We start from the raw sequence: 16,298 nt of genomic DNA on the forward strand, positions 1-16,298 counted from the left end.
CTCCACTGTAAGTGTGTTGTGTGTTGGAGTGGTTTAAAAATATGGTTTCATCCCCAAGCCGTCCTCAGCTCTCCAGTCCTGTGACTGAGGTAGAGCAACCAGGCATCCGGATTGGTAATAATCCTGCTTCCAGTTTCCTCGCGTTGCCAACGACTCCCCTGTTTGGCACCGATGGCATTCGCGGAAAAGCTGGAGAATTGTTGAGTGCATCCCTAGCCTTGCAAGTGGGCTTTTGGGCAGGTCAAGTGCTGCGGGCATCGGCAACCACCTCAGGGCCGGTGATTTTAGGGCAGGATTCTAGAAACTCTAGCGATATGCTGGCAATGGCGCTTGCCGCTGGTTTAACGTCAGCGGGACTGGAAGTGTGGAATCTAGGGCTATGCCCGACTCCCTGCGTGGCTCATCTCACCAGCGCCTCCCAAGCCGTAGGCGGGGTGATGATCTCTGCTAGCCACAATCCGCCAGAAGATAACGGAATCAAGTTTTTTGGATCGGATGGTACAAAGCTACCCCCCGCATTGCAGCAGGACATTGAAGCGGCTTTAAGAGGAAGGGCGAATTTCGCCACGTTGAATGGTAGCTGGGGACAGCATTATCATCGACCGGAGTTAGTGACAAATTATCTGGACTTGCTGAAGCGATCGCTCGCACCAGGGATCGGGCTAAAAGGGTTGCGAGTCGTGCTGGATCTGGCTTGGGGCGCAGCGGTTCATCTAGCACCAGCGGTGTTTCAAGAGATGGGGGCAGAAGTCATCTGCTTGCACGATCGTCCCGACGGCGATCGCATCAATGTAAATTGCGGTTCGACTCACCTCGGTTCCCTCCAGTCAGCCGTCAAGCAGCACGGTGCCGACTTAGGCTTTGCTTTTGATGGAGATGCCGACCGAGTCATGGCAGTCGATGCCCAAGGTCGTGTCGTTGACGGCGACTATATTCTCTATTTTTGGGGCAACACCCTGAGGCAAGCTGGACAGTTGCCTGGAGATTTGATCGTGGCGACAGTCATGGCAAATTTGGGCTTTGAACGCGCCTGGAAACAGCTAGGCGGTTCTTTTGTCAGGACAGCCGTCGGCGATCAGTACGTACAGGCGGAAATGCTCCGGACTGGAGGAAAGCTGGGCGGCGAGCAATCAGGACATATCCTCTGCCACCATTACAGTCTCACTGGAGATGGCTTGCTAACCGCTTTACATATAGCAGCACTGGTGCATAGCACTGGTCAATCCCTCTCGGAACTGATCGATGGAAGCTTTCAGACTTATCCGCAGCTGCTGCGGAATGTGCGGGTGGAAGACCGCGAAAAGAGACGGCGTTGGCAAGAGTGCGACGCTGTGACAAATGCGATCGCTCAAGCGGAAGCAGCGATGGGAGACCAAGGAAGAATTTTAGTTCGCGCCTCTGGCACCGAACCCGTCATCCGAGTTATGGTGGAAGCCGCCAGTGCCGACTTAACAAATCACTGGACAGAACAGCTGGTTCTCGCCGTCGAACAACATCTGGCGTGATTTTGAGAAAGAGATGCGTGGATAGGTGGATGCGATCGCTAATCCACGCATCTCAAATCATGTATGCCAAAATCGATGGGTACCGGCAGCTTCAAGCTCCCCCATGCCGAAATCAAAGCTAAAATCCAAAAAGTCTAAAAATACAAAACAGCAGTCTCAAACGCCAACCCTAAGTCTTAAGGAGCAGTTAGCCCAAAAGCGCAAGGCGCAGCTGGCGCGAAAAGAATTCACTCAATTTGCCTTTGCCAGCGTGGGGATTGCCGCCGTTCTTGCTATCTTCCTATTTCTCGCCGCTGGACCAAAAGCAGCCTTAGCCTCTTTAGCAATTCCGGCTCTGGGATTTTCCTACAAATATCCCCGTAAAGCCCTATGGGCATTCCTCCTTTACCTACCGATTAATGGCACCGTCACCTACTGGATTGGCGGCGGGAATCCTGTATTCCAGCTGGCTAAAGATGGAATCTATATTCCCGCATTGATTGCTCTAGTAAAGGACTGTCAAAGGAAAAAGCTACCCATCCTGATTTCCAAAGAGATCAAGCCGAGCTTGTACATTCTGTTAGTCTTTTCTGGGCTGACGCTGTTTCTTGTTAACGGCTTCCTACAATTTTCGGGCGGTAGGTCGGGACAACCCTTTTTGCAGGGAGTTTTGGGTCTAAAAGTTTTTCTGGGGTATGTTCCCCTGGCTTTTTGTGCCTACTATCTGATTCGGACAAAAAAGGAATTGCTCTTCCTGACACGAATGCATCTGGTTCTCGCCATCATCTGCTGTATCCTTGGCTTTATTCAGTACTCGATGCTGACTAGCGGTAGATGTGCTGGTACCAGAGGACTGGTTGCGGATGCTTTATTTAAGGCAACCCTGGATGCCAAGTGTTTTGTCGGTGGCGCTTTGGTTTACAGCCCGGAAGTCGGGATGATTCGCTTACCAGGTACGTTTGTCTCTCCTTGGCACTGGGCATGGTTCCTGATTTCCAACGCCTTTTTTACCTTTGCAACTGCCTTCTGTGACACTTCGTTTTTCTGGCGGATTGGTGGTTTAGTCGGTATGGCACTTGTCTTTGCCAATGCGGTGATTTCTGGTCAAAGAATTGCCCTGTCGCTGGTTCCCGTTGTCTTCGTACTGCTGCTGGTGCTTACAGGACAAGTAGCGAACCTCAAACGGTTTATCCCCGTTGGAGTCGGGCTAGGTGTGGTGTTGAGTATCGCCGCCGCTGCCAACCCAGCTTTAATTCAGGAGCGGATCGATAGTTTTGTCAGCCGCTGGAATGCTTCACCTCCCCAAGCATTTATTGTGGAGCAATTTAATTGGGCAATGAAGAAACAGCGGGGATTTTTGGGACGCGGTTTGGGAACGGCTACCAATTCCACCCGAATTTTTGGTGATGCAGCGCTGGTTGAAACTTACTACCCTAAGGTTCTATACGAAATTGGCCCGGCAGGCACGTTGGCGTTTCTAGTTTTCGTGACTTGCTTGACAGCGATTACTTTCAAAATTTACCGCTCGGTGAAAGACAAAAGTTTACGCAGTTTTGGTGCCAGTTTTTGGGTTTTGATTTTAGTGCTAAGTTATAACACTTACTGGTATCCCTTGGATACCGAGGTGGCAATTTATTACTGGTTTTTTGCCGGTGTTATTTTTAAATTGCCAGAAATAGATAAGCAGGAACAAGAGAAGCGATTGGCAGAGGAGGAAAATGATGAGGCTAAAACGAAGAAGAAAGGACGCCGCAAATCATCTGGAAAGCGTACTGTCGGCAAAACAAGCCCGGTACCTGCCACATAATTAAGGCAGCGATCGCTCAGTATTCAGCGATCGCTCACTATTCAATTGCATTTCGGAGCAGTAAACCGTGAAGCCTTTGATTTCGGTTATTATCCCCACTTACGGACGTGAAGAACCTTTGCGAGACACGCTCAAAGATGTCTTGCTGCAAGACTACCCAGCCTTTGAAGTGCTAGTGGTCGATCAAACCGCCACGCACCAGCCCGAAACTCAAGCGTATCTTGAGGAGTTGGCAAACAGCGGTAAAATTCGTTGGTTTCGCGTAGATTGGGCAAGCTTACCGGGTGCCCGAAATTATGCGGTACGGCGGGCAGTTGGGGAAATTGTGTTATTTCTGGATGATGATGTTCTGCTAAAGCCTGGATATTTAGAGGCTCATGCTCGCAATTATTTAGAGCGTCCGGAAGTGGGTGCGGTGGCAGGGCGAGTATTTGACCGGATGAAGTTGGAAGATTCCGGCAATAAGTTGACGATTGAGGATTTGCCCCCAGAAGCGATGGACCCTGGAATTGCCTGGTACCACATTGACTTAGTGCATACCGTGAAGCCGCAGCGCGTTCTGACTGCCAGAGGCTGCAATATGTCTTTCCGGCGAGAAATTTTTACGAAGCACGGACTGCATTTTGATGAGCGGTTTCGAGGGAGTGCGGTGCGCGAAGAGTCAGATTTTTGTCTAAGGTTGCGGCAGACGGGGTATCAGATTTGGTACGACCCCGATGCTGATTTAGTTCACCTAGGAGAAGAAACTGGCGGCTGTCACGATATTAGTACGCGATCGCTCCAGTACCAACTTACCTTCTATCACAACCACTTTCTATTAGGCTTCAAAAACCTCACCCCAGCTCAATGTCTGCGATTCTTTGCCAAGCTATTTGACTGTCACGTTTTAGGTCATCCCCCTTGTTACAAAAGCGGTTCTCCCATCAAAATCCTTAGTCGCGGTGTTTCCTACACTCTCGGATTCTTTAAAGCATTGGGTACAGTTATTCAATCTAACTGGGCAGATGGTCAAATATACACCCAGCTCGACAAAAAGGAGGCGTAGCTATGGAAAATAAAACAACACCCGATCTTCATGTGCTTCCCCTTTTTCTAAAAGCTTTGCTCATTCTCTCTTTGGTTTTAGGCATTTTTTTGAGGTTTTATCACCTCGACCAAAAAATTTATTCAAATGATGAGACTTTTAGCACCACCTACATATTCGGTCAACGATTCTTAGCGGTTGATGATTCGGTAGTTGGAGTTGACGAGCTACAGAAGTATCAGTGGATAAATCCTGATATAAGTTTCAATCAATCTATTCAAAGATTGGTATTAGAACCCTATGTATTTCCACCTGTTTTTTCAGTGGGAATGCGAATCTGGTCAGAATTGGGAACCCATATATTTAGTAATCCGTTAATCATTCAAAGAAGCTTTTCAGCATTTATTAGTCTTTTTGTTTTAGTAGGTATTTATTGGCTATGTTGGGAATTATTTGAATTTCACCTTGCCGCCTGGATCGCCACAGCTCTAGTCGCTGTCTCTCCATTTCATTTACAATATGCTCAAGTGGTGCGACCGTATAGTTTACTGGCAGTCGTCACTTTATTATCCAGCGCGGCTCTTTTGAGAGCGATGCGAACCAAGACAAAACTTAGTTGGGTAATATATGGAATAACTGCTATTGGTGGTTTATATTCTAATGTACTATTTGGATTTGTTTTAATTGCACACGGGGCCTATGTTTTTCTTACCGAAAGATTTCGATTTTACAGAAATTTAATATGTTATCTACTTGCCTCGGCTTGTAGTGGATTAATTTTTTTGCCGTGGTTTTATCTTTTTATGGCATCGGGTATGTCTTCGTATTCAGTCGATCAGGTATCAAGCCGCATCCCTTTGCTATCACTGATTAAGGTCTGGATAGACAATATAGTAACTACTTTTGTTGATTTTTACGATCCTTGGGCTGGTCTTACTCAAAATTTACGATATTTACAATTATTTTTTACTCCTTTAATCTTAATAATTACTGGCTTTTCTTTTTATCTACTTTTCAAAAAAAATCCAGAACGGGTATGGTTATTTATTTTGACATTAATTGGGATGACAGGGATCCTACTAATGCTCAAAGATATAATTACCGGAGGTTCTATTTCGACCCGTTTTAGATATTTAATTCCTACTGTTTTAGGTTTAGAAATAGTAGTTTCGTACTTTTTAGCTAATTGGTTAAGTTCCAAACAATCTTGGCAAAGAACATTTGGAAAAGTAGCAGCATCAGCCATACTTATAAGCGGAATTATATCCTGTGGAATCATTGCTCAAACTCCTTCCTGGTCGGCTTTTGGAAGCCCACACTATCCAGCGGTAGCTCGTACAATCAACCAAGCAACTCGTCCTCTAGTAATTACTGATAATTTAGGCCGTGCATTCACGATTAGCTATCTACTAGATTCAAAAGTGCAGTTTAAAATACTGACTAAAAAAGCTAACACAGTCAATGTACCAGACGGTTATAGCGATGTGTTTTTATTGGAAGTGTCTAAAGGACTGCTTCAGAAACTCAAGCAAGAGCAGAACTATAAAATAGAGCCTGTTTTGGTAGCACAGAATAATTCACCTAAAATACAGGATATTTGGCGTTTAGAAAAAAATTAAAGCTAATAGCCGAAACCTAAAAATTCAAAAATAGTTCTTGATATTCGCAATGAAAATTTTAGTTGCCAGTCACACTTATATCGTTGACCTCAACTGCGAGAAACTAAGGGCGTTAGCTCAACTGGAACCCGGAATTGAAGTAACTGTCGTTGTGCCGCGCCAGTGGCAACCTGGGGGTGTTCAAAATAAGACGATTGAAACTCAGCTGCGTCAAGAAGGCTCTTTTCAAATCGTGCCAGTTTCTAATTTCAGCCAGAACAACCAGGGAATGCTTACCTTTGGGGCTGACTTGATTTCTTTGTTGCGCCAGTTTCGACCCCAGATTATTCAAGTGGAACAGGGTTCAAAAGCTTTAGGTTATGCTCAGCTGATTACGCTCAATCGACTGTTGGGGCTGAAGGCAAAAAATGTGTTTTTTACCTGGTGGAACTTACCCTACGAACTAAAATTTCCGGTTTCCTTGCTAGAAGCTTATAACCTACGACACACTCACGGACTGATTGCTGGAAATCAAGATGGTGTGGATATATTGCGGCAGCGTGGCTACGACGGCCCTAGCAAGGTGATGCCGCAGCTGGGTGTAGATGAGAGATTGTTCTCACCAACACCGCAGCCAGAATTGGCAGCAAAACTGGGCATTCAACCGGATGAATTTGTAGTCGGGTTTGTGGGGCGGTTTGTGGAAGAAAAAGGTCTGCTGACGCTGTTGCAAGCGTTGAAAGGCTTGCAGTCACGCCCCTGGAAATTGCTTTTACTCGGTCGCGGCCCCTTGCAATCGGTACTACTAGAACAAGCCGCTGAGGTGGGGATTAAAGATAAATTGATTTTGGTGGAAAGCGTTCCTCATGACGCAGTTCCCTGCTATATCAACCTGATGAATACGCTAGTGTTACCTTCAGAAACAACTTATAAGTTTAAAACTTTGACTGCCGCTGGTTGGAAAGAACAGTTTGGTCATGTGCTGATTGAAGCGATGGCTTGCCAAGTTCCTGTAATTGGTTCTGATTCCGGGGAAATTCCGCACGTCATTGGAGATGCGGGGTTAATCTTTCCAGAGAAAGATGCAGCAGCTTTGCAAAATTGCCTGGGGCAATTGATGGAACAACCAGATTTAGCCCAGAAGTTGGGTAAGCTGGGTTATGAACGAGCGATCGCGCAATATACAAATATTGCATTAGCCAAGCAGCAATTAGATTTTTATAAACAGTTAGTCAAGAGTCAGTAGTCCTTAGCAACTGACACCTGACGCCTGACAAACAAAATGAAAATTCTACAAATTGTCCCTTCAATTTCTTTAGTTTATGGGGGTCCCAGTCAGATGGTTCTGGGGCTATCGGAGGCACTGGCGTCTGAAGGGGTGGAGGTGACGGTACTAACAACAAATAGCAACGGAGATGTCGGTCAGCCACCCTTGGATGTGCCTCTCGACCGTCCGGTGGAACAAAACGGCTATCAAGTGCGTTATTTCCCCTGTTCCCCGTTCCGACGCTATAAGTTTTCCCTAGATTTGTTGCGCTGGTTAGCAGGACACGCGGCTGAATTTGATTTAGCTCATATCCACGCTTTATTTTCGCCTGTAAGCACGGCGGCAGCGACTGTGGCGAGATCGCGTCATTTACCCTATTTAATGCGTCCTCTGGGGACGCTAGACCCCTCAGACTTACGCAAGAAGAAGCAGTTGAAGCAGATTTACGCGGCACTGCTAGAACGTCCCAATTTAGCAGGTGCGGCGGGAATTCACTTCACCAGCCCCCAAGAAGCTAAGATTTCCGAACGCTTCGGAACTTCAACGCCGGATGTGGTAATTCCCTTAGGCGTAAAGCAGCCAGCAATCCTCCCGAAAGGTCAAGCTAGAAGGAAATTAGGCATTCCGGAGACTCAGCCTTTGCTGCTGTTTATGTCTCGGATTGACCCGAAAAAAGGGCTAAATTTACTGATTCCAGCCTTGGAAAAACTTTTAGAAGAGGGTGCTGATTTTCACTTTGTGCTGGCAGGTGGAAATCCGCAAGATCCAGCTTATGAGAACAAAATTCGAGAACAGTTGCAAGCGTCACCTTTACGCGATCGCACTACTATAACCGGATTTGTAACTGGTGAGTCGAAAACTGCCTTCCTACAAGATGCCGATGTATTTGTCCTCCCTTCTTACTACGAAAACTTTGGCATTGCTGTAGCAGAGGCGATGTGTAACGGAACCCCGGTAGTAATTTCTGACCAAGTTTATATCTGGGAGGAAATTCAACAAGCGGAAGCTGGCTGGGTTTGTGCCTGCGATGTAGGTAGTTTAACTGAACAATTGCGCGAGGCCCTGGCTGATGCTTTGGAACGACAGCGGCGGGGAATCAATGCCCAAGAATACGCTTTGAAAAATTACAGTTGGAAAGCGATCGCTCAAACAACGATTAAAGCTTACCAACAAATTCTTACAAGCAAAAGTAGTAGCGCGTCCAGTCTAATTTAGTGGGCTTACTCAGACCTGAAAAGCTTGAAATGTAAGCTTTCGGGCATTTGTTTAACCAAGCATTCTAGGCTAGACGCGCTACTACTAATAAGCGGCGTGACCTAACGCCAAACCAGCAACAAGCATTCCTAGAACTAGGAAAGGTTGAGCGCTTGCCTGATATTTCACATCATTTTTCAGGGGATCGCGCAGAAAATACATATCCTGAAAAGTGATTTGGGGGATGATGAGTAATATCAAGATTGCCGCATAAAGATTTTGGTGGATGCTTATCAAATACGCGGCAATTCCAGCTTGAAAGATATCGATCATCAGCACGCATATCCATGCAGCCGTGCTAACGCCAAACATCACCGGAAGCGATTGTAGACCGAGTTGGCGATCGCCTTCAACACTCTTGAAGTCATTCACTACGGCAATTCCCAACCCCGCCAAACTGTAGAACAGCGTCAGAAGCATAATCGTAGGGTTTAACTCCCCAAACAGCGCGTGACCAGTCCACCAGGGGAGAGCAATGTAACTCGCACCAAGTGCGTAATTACCCAGCCATCCATTTTTCTTCAGCTTCAGTGGCGGCGCAGAGTAAATATAGGCGAGGAACGTACCGCCCAAAGCAATGCAGGTGATGGTAGGAAAATCATGCCCCGCCCATCTATCTAAAACGTAGGAAAGCCCTAACCCCGCAAATAACAGTACCAAAATTTGCGTCACCACTTGGGGAACAGAAATGGCACCAGAGGGAATCGGACGGTAGGGTTCGTTAATCGCGTCGATATCGCGATCGTAAAAGTCATTTAAAGTTTGGGTATACCCAACTAAAATAGGTCCCGACAGCAGCATACAAGTAGCGGCTTTCAGGACATTTTCCAACGTCCAAGTGTATTCACCCGAAGAAGCCGCACCGCAGACAACGCCCCAAATCAAGGGAATCCAGGTAATCGGCTTCATCAACTGCAAGCGAATTTTCCAGATAGAAGTCTCGCCAGGAGCCGCACCTTTCATGCCCAGCAGTTGCCGAGTTTTCGCACTCCGCTCAGATGGGTTGTTATCGGTTGTTTGTTGTTTGTCGGTTGTCATTTGCTAATGGGTAATAGGTAATAGGTAATGGGTAACGGGTAATGGTCATTCTCAAGGACCTATTACCCATTACCAATTCTCAATGACCAATTAGAACGAAATCGCCAAGTAACTATTTTGAAATTTAGCGCCTTTGACGGGTTGACCGCTCAACTGGGGGGGTAAGGAGATATTGCGCCGCTGATCTCCGGCTTCGATGGTGACTTCAGGGCCGTATTGGGTGAGTTTTACCTGCTTTTTATCAAAACCAGGCAAGAATAGACGTACCTGACGAGCTGGAATGTCAATCTCGATAGGTTTGGGCAGCCCCGATACTTGACGCAAATCCGGGAGGGCGTCGATTAGCGGTTGCCAGTCACCCGGTGGTGAGCTGGGAAGGGAGCTGACTGCAAGAGGGGTAAAGTTTGCCGAAATGGCTTCTGTGTCCGACTCTTGGTTGAGCAGAACGCCTCCCACGGTCAGTCCGACTTGTTGGGCACTGCCCCAAAAATACTGGGCAGTTGCAACAGCAGTTGGCGCACTCGTCGTCACCAAATAGGCAGCAACGCGGTTAGGATCAGCAACGGCTGCTCTCCCTCGCTCCAGCAGATTGTTCACCTCATTGGTGGGCTGTTGGGCAAAGTTATCCCCACTCCATGACACATTGAGAACAGCGCTGCTAATGGGTTGAATGAACGGCGAAACAGTTCTCCACAGGTCGGAATCTTCCACGACTTTTCGGAACCGGCGAATATACCAGCTGAGTATCTCTGGCATCCCCAGCATCCGTAGGGTAGTCTGGTCGCCGCTGCCGTCGTAGATGATTACGTCATACTTGCCACTGGCTTCGTACTCGCGGATGGCGTTGAGAGCCAGGGCGCTGTCCATCCCTGGCAGAACGCCCAACTCCTGACCGTAGACATTTTTCAGCAGAGGCGTCCGTAGATACTGCGCTTCCAGTTTTTTGACTTCTTCCCAGCTGCGTTCGAGTAGCACGGCAGACTGGAACTGTACTACCTGTAAATTTTGCTCCAGTTCCTGGGGATCAGGGCTAGGGGACGCCCCCAGGAGCAATCCGAGGGTGGGGCCGGGGTCTTGTCCGGCAAGTAGCACTCGCGCTCCCTTGCTTGCCAGTTGTTTGGCGGCTGCGATCGCGACTGTGGTGCGACCCGTGCCGCCTTTGCCCAAAAACGTTAAAATCAGGGCCATCTGTTCTTATTGTGCGGGTTTCAGTTCATCTTCAAAAAACCAAGTGGTCGAGTTGTCGTCAAATTGCACGACCACCCCAACGCCACTACCATCCGTCATTTTGTAGCCTTTGATGGTGCCGACTTTCCCCAGTTTATTAACAACGGCGGGAGAAACCCTGTCTCTGAGGCGGTATACTTTTACTTTCTGACCGATCTCCATTGCTGCTCCGATGCAAATGAACCATTCCGAATCATTCCACAGTTTAGGGCAAAACCTCGGAGATTGGTTTGATCGAGCAGTGGCGAACCGAAGGTCGTCCTCTTAGGACATCGCTTTCTTTTGGTTCAGCTCACCTCTGAATCAATACCCAGGGACGGTATTTAGACCCAAACTCTTTGCTCTACCGCTTTGGCGTAGCACCAAGATGACCTTGAGGCTGCTAAGCTTTACCCCGGCAGAAGCTGCCACTCGCAAAACTTCTGCTTGTATTGCAGCAAATTTCCTATATCATCTTTAACTTAATAGACTAGACTTGTTACGAAATCCAAACAAATGCCAAAAATTGACAATGGGAACTCTAAGGTTTGACTCAGCTTCATAGGAAAAAATGGCTTCGTGCTTTGGTTGTGAGAGAGTAGTGGGATTTGTTGAAGTCGATGAAAGCAGTTGTTCGCAAAGCTGGCACGGTGAGGCGTTGGCTTCCGGTTAATGACCTGTGGTGGGCAAAGCTAGATTTGTTGAGAACCCTGGTGCGGCGGGATTTGGAAGCGCGATATAAGGGTTCAGTTCTAGGCAATTTTTGGCCTTTAGTTAATCAGCTGTCGCAGTTGCTGATTTATACCTATGTTTTCTCAATTGTCTTGCAGGTAAAGCTAACTTTAAAGGGTTTACCAGCGAACAATATTACCTATGGTTTATGGCTATTTGCGGGGTTGCTTCCCTGGCTTGCATTTACGAGTGGGCTTACCCAAGCAGCAAGTTCGGTGGTGGGACAGCCAAACTTGGTCAAGAAGGTAGTGTTTCCGCTGGCGTTGTTACCGCTTGTACCGATTTTATCGACATTTATTGAAAGTTCATTTGGCTTGATGGCGTTGATTCTGTTAGTGGCGGTGTCGGCTGGAACTCTACACACGACGTTGGCACTGTTGCCCCTGATTTGGCTACCGCAGTTGTTGTTAACCGCTGGCTTGGGTTATTTAGTGGCAGGACTGACGGTGTTTTTGCGAGATATTCCTCAAACGCTGGGAGTTATCTTAAACCTCTGGTTCTACGTAACACCGATTATTTATCCAGCATCAGCGATTCCGGAGGAATGGCGAGGTTGGGTGTTTTGGTTAAATCCGATGACAGCGATCGCAGAGGTTTATAGAGATTTGGTGCTAGTCGGAGAAATAAAACACTGGGGAGAGTGGAGTGCTGTAGCGGTGGTTTCTCTGGTAGTGTTTTTTGCAGGGTTATCATTATACAAAAGATTGCGTCCGGCGTTTGCTGATGTACTCTAGATTCTGATTGAGTCTGCGATTTGTGGTGTTTGAAGCAGTGGCGTAATGAGTGAGATTGCAATTTCGCTGAGAAATGTTTCTAAGTGCTTTAAGCGCTATGAGCGACCTGTAGACCGGCTCAAGGAGTTGTTGTTGCCGGGAAAGAGTAGAGCAGATGAATTTTGGGCACTACGTGATATTAACTTGGAAGTGCCAAAGGGGCAAGCTCTAGGGATTGTGGGGCGCAATGGTTCTGGGAAAAGTACGTTATTGCAGATTATTGTCAGAACGATAACACCCACTACTGGAGAGGTCAGGGTCAATGGACGGATTTCAGCTTTATTAGAACTCGGCAGCGGATTTAACCCTGAATTTACAGGAAGACAAAATGTATTTTTTAACGGACAACTACTAGGGTTAGAGCGAAAACATATAGAAGCAAAATTTGATGAAATTGCTGCATTTGCTGATATTAGTGATTTTATGGAGCAACCCGTTAAGACTTATTCCAGTGGAATGTTTGTGAGGCTAGCATTTGCAGTTGCTATTAGCGTTGAGCCTGACATTTTTATTGTAGATGAGGCTCTAGCAGTTGGCGATGAAGCTTTTCAGCGAAAGTGTTTTGGACGTATTCAAGCTCTTCAGGAAAGAGGTGTAACCATCCTTTTTGTTTCACACTCAGCACCTTCAGTTATAGGCTTATGTAGGTCAGCAGTTTTACTAGATAAAGGAGAGGATCTGCTAGTAGCAACACCTAAGACAGTAATTTCCAACTATCAAAAATTGATATATGCACCTGTAGATGAAGCAGAAAAAATTCGAGAAAACATCCGGAATGGGAAGCATTTTATAAAAAATGAAAAAAATGAAATTTTATTAGAAGCCAGTCAAGAAGAATTAGAGTATAAAACTTCAAGCCAAACTAAAAACGATGATTTTTATGAGACCTACGATCCGAACCTTATTCCAAAAAGTACCTTGTCGTATGTATCTTGTGGAGCGTTTATTGAAAAACCTTATGTTACTACTATAGAAGGTAGGCGAGTAAATTTTCTAAAAAGAAGAAAAGAATACATTTATACTTACTCAGTAAAATTTCTGGAAAAGATACATAGAGTTAGGTTCGGAATGGTAATTAAAACAATTGAAGGATTTGAATTAGGAGGAGCAGCATCTCACACAATAGATAAGCCAATAGAATACGTAGATAAAGGCAAAGAACTCCAAGTCAAGTTTAGATTTTCCTGTTATCTACAACCAGGAGTATATTTTTTAAATGCAGGAGTTTTGGGTAGACTAAATCACTCTGAAGTCTTTATTCATCGTCTAGTTGATGCAGCAATGTTTAGAGTGCACCCAGAAGAATCAGATACATCAAGATCGGGCTATGTGGATTTCTGTGTTGAATCACAAATTTTATCATTTAATTGTGTTGTGGAAGAATAAAAAATTGCCTAAAATAGTTGTTTGTCTAAATTCATTAGTTCACTCTCAATCTCATGCGGGAAAAACTCAGGCAAATAAAAATACCCGTAATTTACACTTTTGCACGTTCTGGCGGCACATTAATTAATCGCTGCTTAGGATGTATATCTGGTAATATTATTCTCTCAGAAGTTAATCCTTATGCTTCACTTGTTCCGATTGAAGTTCAAGCACATGACTGGTTTAAATTAGTTTCGTCTAGTGATTTCTCTGATTTTAGCAAGAGAACATACGCAGATAAAATCCGCTTACTATCAGAAGCAGCCCGACAGCAGGACAGCCACTTAATCATTCGTGATTGGACAACTATAAATTTTCTAAATAAAGCAAGTGATGACTATACACCCAGTATGGTTCTGGAGCAAGAACTATATCTAGAGCGATATAGATTTAATATCTATCCTATAGTCTTAGCACGTCGGTCTGCTGATGTTTATGAATCTTTGACTCGCACATTCAAAAATTTCCACAATTTATCAATCAAAGAATTTGGGAATTGTTACCTGGCTTATGTGCAGAAAGTTTTAACATATCCATTATTTCACTATGAAAATTTTTGCCTAGAGCCACAAAAAGAGTTGAAACGAATGTGTGATGTTCTTGGTGTCAACTATAGTAATGCTTTTGTAACTGAATTTAGCAAATTTACTTATTGTACGGGAGATAATACTTTATTTAAACAATCTAGAGGCGCTCAACTAAGCAAAATAACTGTAATGGAAAGTAACCAAGAATCTGAGTCATACATTGCAGCAAGTCTAGATGAAAATTGTCAGCAAGCAGATAGGTTGTTGGGTTATGAAAATATGGAAATAGAAAAACAAGTCCATGCTTTTTGGAGAATAGTTGAGGTTCGCGACCAAGCCCTCACAAAAGCTAACGATCTAAGACATCAGACTCAGGTAGAATTGGAGCAGCTCCAATCTCAGCTCCAGCAGACTCAAGCTGAGTTAGAGCGATCGCAGTCTCATCTCCAACAAAGCGAAACCGACCGCATAGAACATTTAACTGTAATTGAGCAATTATCTGAGCAACTCCAACAAAGCGAAGCCGATCGTGCCGCCCGTTTAACGCTAATCGAACAATTGTCTGAACAATTGCAGCAGACTCAGACGGAACTGGCGCTATCACAGGCTCAACTCCAGCAGACTCAGACGGAACTGGCGCTATCACAGGCTCAACTCCAGCAGACTCAGACGGAACTGGCGCTATCACAGGCTCAACTCCAGCAGACTCAGACGGAACTAACCCAGTCGCAGAGTATTATCCAAGCAATGGCAAGGAGTAAATTCTGGAAACTTCGGACAATACTGTTCCGCTTAAAGAAAGTAATTGGGTTGCCAACAGATGCCTGATTTGGAGTAAATACAATTTCATCTAGATTAATTTCTTCTAGTGACTAACCTAGGGGCTTAAATATGAGGAAAATCAAGTCAGTTTTGCGGATTGCTGTAGATATGACTCCTATTCTCTCTAACGGTGAAAATGGAGGATCTAAAGTTTTAGTGTTAACCTTATTTAAACGACTGCAAACCTTAGCCCCTAACTATAAGTTCTTTCTACTTACAGCTCCTTGGAATCATGAAGAGTTAATTGAATATGAAAATAAAAATACTAAATGTATATTGATTGAACAGTTGGGAAATGTAACTAATGCAGAAGAACAAGTTTTACCAAATAAATTTACTAGATTTGGGGCAAAAATTGTCAAAAAAATCCAAAAAGAGTGGGGAAATATTTTCCCTACAAAAACGTTTCTAAAAAATCATAAAATAGATTTACTATTTTGCCCATTTTCTGCGCCAAATTTTGCAGAAGATGGTATTCCTACAGTTGCAATTGTTTATGATTTACAACATCTAGATTATCCAGAATTTTTTACAGAGGACGAGAGACTACGTCGCGATCAATTTTTCAGCAATCTCTTGAAACTAGCAGAAAAGATTGTCTGTATATCTGAATTTAGCCGCCAATCATTCATTCAAAAGCTTAATGTTTCAGCCAAAAAACTAGATGTTGTACATATTTCTATTTATGACCGATGGTCTGGGTTACGTGAAGAAACCGAAAAGCAGTATCTGCAAGAACTGGAATTAAAAGATTGTAATTACGCTTTTTACCCTGCTAACTACTGGCCTCATAAAAACCATCGTATGCTTTTAAAAGCCTACCAAATGTATCATCAACAGTTTTCAGGTCAACATTTAGATTTGGTTTTTACTGGAGCGCTTGAACGGGAAGAAAAAGAACTACGCGAGATTGTTGCCAAGATGAACCTTAGCGATCGCGTACATTTTCTTGGTTATTTGAATGAAGAAGCTTTGGAAGCTGTCTGGCGTGGCTGTAAATGCTTGGTTTTTCCCTCTCTTTACGAAGGTTTTGGGATTCCTGTTTTGGAAGCAATGGGATTCGGCAAACCAGTACTTTCCAGTACCGCAGGTAGTTTACCAGAGGTTTGCGGTGATGCCGTCCTCTACTTTGATCCTGAGAGACCCGAAGAAATAGCACAGTGTCTAGCAAAAATTACCAGTGATACAGAGTTAGTGAATGAATTAGTATCCAAAGGATACCAGCGCTTGAAATTTTTCGATTGTGACAAAATGGCACATCAGTATCTTGACATTTTTAAAGCTATGATTTGAAAGATGTCACTTGAAAATAGGCTTGATTTACATGACAAAGTTTTTTTT

Annotated in this window: 13 protein-coding genes; 10 read left to right on the plus strand and 3 right to left on the minus strand. The window is 44.9% G+C overall.

The genetic code is table 11. The features are described from left to right. Window positions 1–41 precede the first annotated feature (41 nt). The 6 genes from glmM (at window position 42) to hpsP (ending at window position 8,395) form a co-directional block, all read left to right on the plus strand. Window positions 42–1,505, plus strand: a complete 1,464-nt coding sequence (gene glmM / locus NDA03_RS10820; protein WP_348238008.1) for a phosphoglucosamine mutase — start codon at window positions 42–44, stop codon at window positions 1,503–1,505. A gap of 103 nt (window positions 1,506–1,608) precedes the next feature. Next, window positions 1,609–3,291, plus strand: a complete 1,683-nt coding sequence (gene hpsL / locus NDA03_RS10825) for a hormogonium polysaccharide biosynthesis protein HpsL (protein WP_348238009.1) — start codon at window positions 1,609–1,611, stop codon at window positions 3,289–3,291. Between the two features lie 67 nt (window positions 3,292–3,358). After that, on the plus strand, window positions 3,359–4,336 hold the full coding sequence (gene hpsN / locus NDA03_RS10830; protein ID WP_339380834.1) for a hormogonium polysaccharide biosynthesis glycosyltransferase HpsN: 978 nt from the start codon (window positions 3,359–3,361) through the stop codon (window positions 4,334–4,336). A gap of 2 nt (window positions 4,337–4,338) precedes the next feature. Further along, a complete protein-coding gene (locus NDA03_RS10835; protein WP_348238010.1) occupies window positions 4,339–5,934 on the plus strand; it encodes a glycosyltransferase family 39 protein in 1,596 nt (531 codons plus the stop codon). A 49-nt stretch (window positions 5,935–5,983) separates the two neighbouring features. Next, a complete protein-coding gene (hpsO, locus tag NDA03_RS10840) occupies window positions 5,984–7,159 on the plus strand; it encodes a hormogonium polysaccharide biosynthesis glycosyltransferase HpsO (protein ID WP_348238011.1) in 1,176 nt (391 codons plus the stop codon). 36 nt (window positions 7,160–7,195) lie between these two features. After that, window positions 7,196–8,395 (plus strand): hormogonium polysaccharide biosynthesis glycosyltransferase HpsP, encoded by a 1,200-nt coding sequence (gene hpsP, locus NDA03_RS10845; protein WP_348238012.1) that lies wholly within the window; start codon window positions 7,196–7,198, stop codon window positions 8,393–8,395. 84 nt (window positions 8,396–8,479) lie between these two features. Here hpsP and chlG read toward each other — a convergent pair whose 3' ends face one another. The 3 genes from chlG to NDA03_RS10860 form a co-directional block, all read right to left on the minus strand. Next, the gene (gene chlG, locus NDA03_RS10850; RefSeq protein ID WP_190666419.1) at window positions 8,480–9,472 is read right to left on the minus strand and encodes a chlorophyll synthase ChlG; all 993 of its coding nucleotides are present in this window, start codon (window positions 9,470–9,472) and stop codon (window positions 8,480–8,482) included. A 90-nt stretch (window positions 9,473–9,562) separates the two neighbouring features. Next, window positions 9,563–10,660, minus strand: a complete 1,098-nt coding sequence (locus NDA03_RS10855) for an ArsA family ATPase (RefSeq protein WP_348238013.1) — start codon at window positions 10,658–10,660, stop codon at window positions 9,563–9,565. 6 nt (window positions 10,661–10,666) lie between these two features. After that, the gene (locus tag NDA03_RS10860; protein WP_190410406.1) at window positions 10,667–10,861 is read right to left on the minus strand and encodes a DUF2862 domain-containing protein; all 195 of its coding nucleotides are present in this window, start codon (window positions 10,859–10,861) and stop codon (window positions 10,667–10,669) included. Window positions 10,862–11,298: 437 nt separating this feature from the next. On the opposite strand from NDA03_RS10860, the gene NDA03_RS10865 reads away from it, so the two are divergent. From NDA03_RS10865 to NDA03_RS10880, 4 genes are all read left to right on the plus strand, one after another. After that, a complete protein-coding gene (locus NDA03_RS10865) occupies window positions 11,299–12,144 on the plus strand; it encodes an ABC transporter permease (RefSeq protein ID WP_348238014.1) in 846 nt (281 codons plus the stop codon). Between the two features lie 45 nt (window positions 12,145–12,189). Further along, the gene (locus tag NDA03_RS10870) at window positions 12,190–13,569 is read left to right on the plus strand and encodes an ABC transporter ATP-binding protein (RefSeq protein ID WP_348238015.1); all 1,380 of its coding nucleotides are present in this window, start codon (window positions 12,190–12,192) and stop codon (window positions 13,567–13,569) included. Between the two features lie 53 nt (window positions 13,570–13,622). Then, on the plus strand, window positions 13,623–14,963 hold the full coding sequence (locus NDA03_RS10875) for a hypothetical protein (RefSeq protein ID WP_348238016.1): 1,341 nt from the start codon (window positions 13,623–13,625) through the stop codon (window positions 14,961–14,963). Window positions 14,964–15,026: 63 nt separating this feature from the next. Next, on the plus strand, window positions 15,027–16,250 hold the full coding sequence (locus NDA03_RS10880; protein WP_348238017.1) for a glycosyltransferase family 1 protein: 1,224 nt from the start codon (window positions 15,027–15,029) through the stop codon (window positions 16,248–16,250). Window positions 16,251–16,298 lie beyond the last annotated feature (48 nt).

Origin of the sequence: Trichocoleus sp. Lan, from assembly GCF_039961855.1 — a bacterium.
Classification (GTDB): domain Bacteria; phylum Cyanobacteriota; class Cyanobacteriia; order Cyanobacteriales; family FACHB-T130; genus FACHB-T130.

Excerpts from the sequence above, each read along its gene's own strand:
- NDA03_RS10865 (WP_348238014.1), top strand. The coding sequence starts at position 11,299 with ATGAAAGCAGTTGTTCGCAAAGCTGGCACGGTGAGGCGTTGGCTTCCG.
- hpsO (WP_348238011.1), top strand. The coding sequence starts at position 5,984 with ATGAAAATTTTAGTTGCCAGTCACACTTATATCGTTGACCTCAACTGC.
- hpsP (WP_348238012.1), top strand. The coding sequence starts at position 7,196 with ATGAAAATTCTACAAATTGTCCCTTCAATTTCTTTAGTTTATGGGGGT.
- NDA03_RS10875 (WP_348238016.1), top strand. The coding sequence starts at position 13,623 with ATGCGGGAAAAACTCAGGCAAATAAAAATACCCGTAATTTACACTTTT.
- NDA03_RS10880 (WP_348238017.1), top strand. The coding sequence starts at position 15,027 with ATGAGGAAAATCAAGTCAGTTTTGCGGATTGCTGTAGATATGACTCCT.
- NDA03_RS10860 (WP_190410406.1), bottom strand. The coding sequence starts at position 10,861 with ATGGAGATCGGTCAGAAAGTAAAAGTATACCGCCTCAGAGACAGGGTT.
- NDA03_RS10855 (WP_348238013.1), bottom strand. The coding sequence starts at position 10,660 with ATGGCCCTGATTTTAACGTTTTTGGGCAAAGGCGGCACGGGTCGCACC.
- hpsL (WP_348238009.1), top strand. The coding sequence starts at position 1,609 with ATGCCGAAATCAAAGCTAAAATCCAAAAAGTCTAAAAATACAAAACAG.
- NDA03_RS10835 (WP_348238010.1), top strand. The coding sequence starts at position 4,339 with ATGGAAAATAAAACAACACCCGATCTTCATGTGCTTCCCCTTTTTCTA.
- glmM (WP_348238008.1), top strand. The coding sequence starts at position 42 with ATGGTTTCATCCCCAAGCCGTCCTCAGCTCTCCAGTCCTGTGACTGAG.
- chlG (WP_190666419.1), bottom strand. The coding sequence starts at position 9,472 with ATGACAACCGACAAACAACAAACAACCGATAACAACCCATCTGAGCGG.
- NDA03_RS10870 (WP_348238015.1), top strand. The coding sequence starts at position 12,190 with ATGAGTGAGATTGCAATTTCGCTGAGAAATGTTTCTAAGTGCTTTAAG.